The following is a 4,510-nucleotide window of genomic DNA, read 5'->3' as shown; positions in this document are numbered from 1 at the left end:
GTTTCTTTACACCTACAGTCAAACAGACTTGATGATGGCAAAGGTAGGAAATTGGAAATATAGTCTTAATCCTCATCAAGAAACTTCTCAAACACTAATAGATCAAGTCACAATATTGGGAGTAGGGTTAATTAGTATTGGCTATTTACTTGCAAAAAAAAGACCCTGATAATTTATCAGAGTTCAATAGATTAAATAAATCTTTAAGTCCAAAATTGTTTAGTTTTTGAATTTAACTAGGGCTTGCTGATTAAATCTAAAAGCATTGACATATAAAGACAAGTGCCTTTTTGAGGTCGAAAAAAGTGCCTGGTTTTCAGCTCTTCATGCTCATGCATGGAGGGTATTTTAGGCGCATAGTTGGGCAGAGAAATCATTCTGACAATTCTTACTCCTACCTACTCTAAATTCCCCTTTCCTCCTGGGAGGGGTTGGGGGTGGGTTGTCTCCTGTCTCCTACCCTCACCCATAAGACTTTTTCAGCAAACCCTAACTAATTTGGAGCTAATACTAATCTAATTATTTTCTACTCTTCTACCTGAGTTTCAGTAGCATTTGATTCTGGAGATGCTTGTGGTTCGGAACTGGAATTAGCCGAAACTTCCTGCTTAATTTGATCTTTAAATCCTGCAGGAGCTAGTTCTATTGCCAGATCGAAAAGCTCTTGAGCAGCTTCATTATTACCTTGCTCTCTGAGCATAATTGCCTTAGCTAAAACAGGCCGAAAATCTTCAGCATTGCCCTTAATTGCTTCATCATAAACAGCGATCGCCTCATCGTAGCGTTTCTGCTCTGCATAAACCTGTCCCAAAATCAACTGCACTGAAACCACATCAATACTTCCAGCTTCCACTTGATTTGCCACAGGAGCCGCTTTTAGTGTATCCTGTAATAAGCCAATAGCAGCTTCCGGGCGCTCCTGTTGCAACAACAAATTAACCAAACCCTGCAAAGCCTTTAAATCTCCAGGTTTAGCTGCCAGAAGGGAACGATAAATTTGAGCCGCACCTTCGCGATCGCCTGTATATGTTTTAGCTTGAGCTAGCAGTACATTATAATCTGTATTACCAGGATTTAATTCAGATAATTTTTCTAATGGAGGTATAACATCCTCAATATTGCCCTTTCCTGATTGAATTAACTCTAACTTAACTTGTAAAAATCCTTGTAGTGCAGTTTGATTATCTGGTTCCCTTTGTAAAACTAACTCATAACCCCGTGCTTGTGCCAGCAAATCTGCTTCTTGATCTGCTACAGGAGTCTGAGTTGAAGATGGAGTGGATTGACCATTATTTTGATTGGCCTCTAATAGTCCCCCTAATAAAGGAGATAGAGAAAATCCTAAAAAAGCAATTATTACCAACACCACCACCGCCATCAAAAAACCACGACGTTTATCTACCATGAGATTAAATTCCGTTCTACTGAACTTATTCAGACTTACCCAAACTGCGGTTTGAGCTTTGGAGAATAGCTTCCTGCGCAGTACCCGAAGGTTGCCACCTAATCTTCTCCACAGGCTTAAAATCGGTGGTAATTCCACCTAATAAAAGCTTTTGATTAATTTGAAAACTTTGCTACTCTATTCCATTATTATTTTCGGGTATTTTAAGGTTAATGGATTTGTTAACCACCTTTATAGGCAACCTACTCTTAAAAGTTTTGTATAGGATTTCAACCCTGAGAATTAAATTAAGTTAGCTTGGTTCTTGCCTTTGTTATTGTAGCAAACTGTCAAATATTTCCACAATTCATTATATACGTGTCCAATTTTTTTTCATTTCCTACGGTATGCTGTGCAAACGAGCCAAGAAAATTAAAGAATTGTGGAAAATGTACGGATTAATCAACAATCTAATTGGATTAATAACAATAGTGTCGATTTATTGTCTCGGATTGCCCACCTGCGACAATAATACTATAGCTTATGTCTTCCCACTTAATCAATTAAAAAGTTGCCCTATAAGGGCGAGGCACATCCCCCAATTTTTCGGTAAAATTAACTAATAAATCTTCAGGTAAAGAGATGGCCAAAGAGAAAGATCGAGATATTCATACTTTAACTGTGACAGATAATCAGCCGTTAAATTCTTGGGAATCTCAAGATTTAGATCAAAATGAAATTGATACTCCTAATCAAGATAATACTATTGTGCGACAACATCCAATTGCTCCCCCAAGTGAACCAAAACAGTATCGAGCTATAGGTTTAGTTCGAGGTCGTTATCAACCTTCTACAGAACAATTTACACGGGGCAGTTTACAAACTCCAGATGGTTCAGAAATAGATGCTGTATTGTTAGGTCGGGTAATGAGTCTATTAAAAAATCATTTAGACCTAGAGGAGGAACATCTGTGGGTTGTTTATCCTCGTACTAGACAAGAAAATGATGACCTACATATCCAAATTATGGGGGTATGGGAACCAGAAACCCTCAGAAAAATTAAAAATACTGAATCAAAAGATAATGTTACTTCTTCTTTGACCATTTCTCCCACTGCTGAAGATAATCAAAGTGAAGAAATACCACAAACATCAGAAGATATAGATAATTCTCAACAAACTACTATTGTTACTGATGATGAGAATCAAATAGATAGTTTATTAAGCTTAAATGATGGTTATTTTTCCATCCGAGGAGAAGTAATTTATCAATCTCAAGAAGAAGAATATATAATAGTTAGAGTTAAACAAGCTCCTCGCAAGGATGAAGATACTCCTAGGTTTTTCAAGCTGAAACTAAAAGGGAATTTAGGCGATCGCCCACTGAATCGTTTCTGGGATTTACATATTCAAAGGCAGGATACATTTCTTGTCGTTCAATATGCTAATGATATAGGTAGTCTATTTGTTAATAATCGTCGTAAGCCTCCATTTAAAGGTCGAAAAACATTTAATGATAATAGAAGAAGTAATTATTCTCGCAGACCTACTTCCCAGAATTATAATTCGGCAAATTCAGCTCCAACAAGAAAAGAACCTATTCCTAAACCTACTAAAAAAAAGAAAAATACAGATGAGTAGGATAATTTATTTTTGTTTTTTTAGAGTTTTGAGCGACAAAGTTTGGAGAATTTTCTCATAATTAGCATACTTGGGAAAAAGGGAAAAAGGAAAGAAAGGAGTAGCAAATAAATTATCAATATCTTTATCTTTAATTTTATATCTAAGTACCTATGCAAAATTAATACAAAATATCACGCATTTTTGCTACATTTTATCATTTTCTTTGTGGGTTTAATACCCCACCGTCTACACGGTGTTCAAAATTACTTGGGGTGAGAATCCCCATGTAATTTTCCGACTGTCTCCTGTCTCCTGTCTCCTGTCTCCTGTCTCCTGTCTCCTGTCTCCTGTCTCCTGTCTCCTTCTTCAATAATATGTGGGATACCTTGCATGCAACGTCTGTATAGAGTAGATAAATAACGAATAAAATACCTTTACTTCATATAAATAATTGCTAAAAATATGAGTGAACTATTATTATTACCTAATAACTGAAGTGTTCAATAAGTATAAAATTATGTTGGGGAATTTGAAAAAAGAATTCTACAAAAAGGTAGATATTGATCGGAGCTGCTTAAAAATAGGTGTTCCAGCTCATTTTAGATAGTTATTTATATCGTTTTTTCCTTTTTTTCAAAATTTACCGAATAATTAAGGTAAAAATCCTCTCCTTTAAAGGAGAAACAAGTGGTCGTTCGCGACAGCGGAACGGAGTTCTCTCTTCGGAGCTTCCCGAAGGGTGGGATGACGATCTTCGGAGCGGGTCTGTAAGAACGGGTCTCCTCGCCATATCCAATCGACCAAGAGAAGAAAAAATTTTCATGATTAGTCTTACCTCTCCTTGAAAAGAAGAGGTAATTATTAATTATTAATTATTAATTAGGGCTTGCTGAATAAATCTAAAAGCATTGACATATAAAGGTTTTAGGATTTTTTAGTTGAAAAAATTCCAACCTTTTAGGTCGCTTAGGTTCAAAAATTTAGCATTTTAGGCGCATAGTTGCGCAGAAAAATCAAGAGACTATTCTTCCTCCTAACCTCCTCTATAATTCCCATTTCTCCTGTCTTCCCCTCCACCGGAGGGGGAGGGGCGAGGGGTGGGTTGTCTCCTGACTCCTGACTCCTACCCTCACCCATAAGACTTTTGAACGCAAACCCTAATTATTAATTGTTGAACCCTTCTTCCTTCTTGCTTATTCGTTATTTCGTAGGGAAGTTGCATGCAAAGTCCCTACCATCTGTAAGAAACATTTATCAAATATCAAATTGGTATAAGTAGGCAAAATTAAACACGAAATAAAAGTAGCAAGTAAATTTATCCAAACCATTCTGACTCCTAACTTCTGCGCCAGACGAATCGAACAGCTGCTCTATAAAACTGATACAAAGCGTCATATAACGTGACAAATTGACGTTTACTTCCTGCTTCTACTGAGGCCGTTGGCGGTTACTCATCCACAGGCATTAACGGTCAAGCCAACCGCATCTCTACACTCTATACTA

4 protein-coding genes are annotated in these 4,510 nt (G+C 36.9%); 1 reads left to right on the top strand and 3 read right to left on the bottom strand.

The features are described from left to right. Positions 1 to 526: 526 nt before the first annotated feature. On the bottom strand, positions 527 to 1,405 hold the full coding sequence (locus F6K13_RS19710) for a tetratricopeptide repeat protein (RefSeq protein WP_124143698.1): 879 nt from the start codon (positions 1,403 to 1,405) through the stop codon (positions 527 to 529). 621 nt (positions 1,406 to 2,026) lie between these two features. On the opposite strand from F6K13_RS19710, the gene F6K13_RS19705 reads away from it, so the two are divergent. After that, positions 2,027 to 3,025, top strand: coding sequence for a hypothetical protein (locus F6K13_RS19705; protein WP_124143699.1), 999 nt, complete (start codon positions 2,027 to 2,029; stop codon positions 3,023 to 3,025). A 196-nt stretch (positions 3,026 to 3,221) separates the two neighbouring features. Here F6K13_RS19705 and F6K13_RS19700 read toward each other — a convergent pair whose 3' ends face one another. Further along, positions 3,222 to 3,377 (bottom strand): hypothetical protein, encoded by a 156-nt coding sequence (locus F6K13_RS19700; RefSeq protein WP_287288108.1) that lies wholly within the window; start codon positions 3,375 to 3,377, stop codon positions 3,222 to 3,224. 602 nt (positions 3,378 to 3,979) lie between these two features. After that, positions 3,980 to 4,144, bottom strand: coding sequence for a hypothetical protein (locus F6K13_RS19695; RefSeq protein ID WP_161564608.1), 165 nt, complete (start codon positions 4,142 to 4,144; stop codon positions 3,980 to 3,982). Between the last annotated feature and the right edge of the window lie 366 nt (positions 4,145 to 4,510).

It is taken from the genome of Okeania sp. SIO2B9 (genome assembly GCF_010672505.1).
GTDB classification, from domain to species: domain Bacteria; phylum Cyanobacteriota; class Cyanobacteriia; order Cyanobacteriales; family Microcoleaceae; genus Okeania; species Okeania hirsuta.
This window is presented reverse-complemented; position numbering and strand designations above follow the sequence as displayed.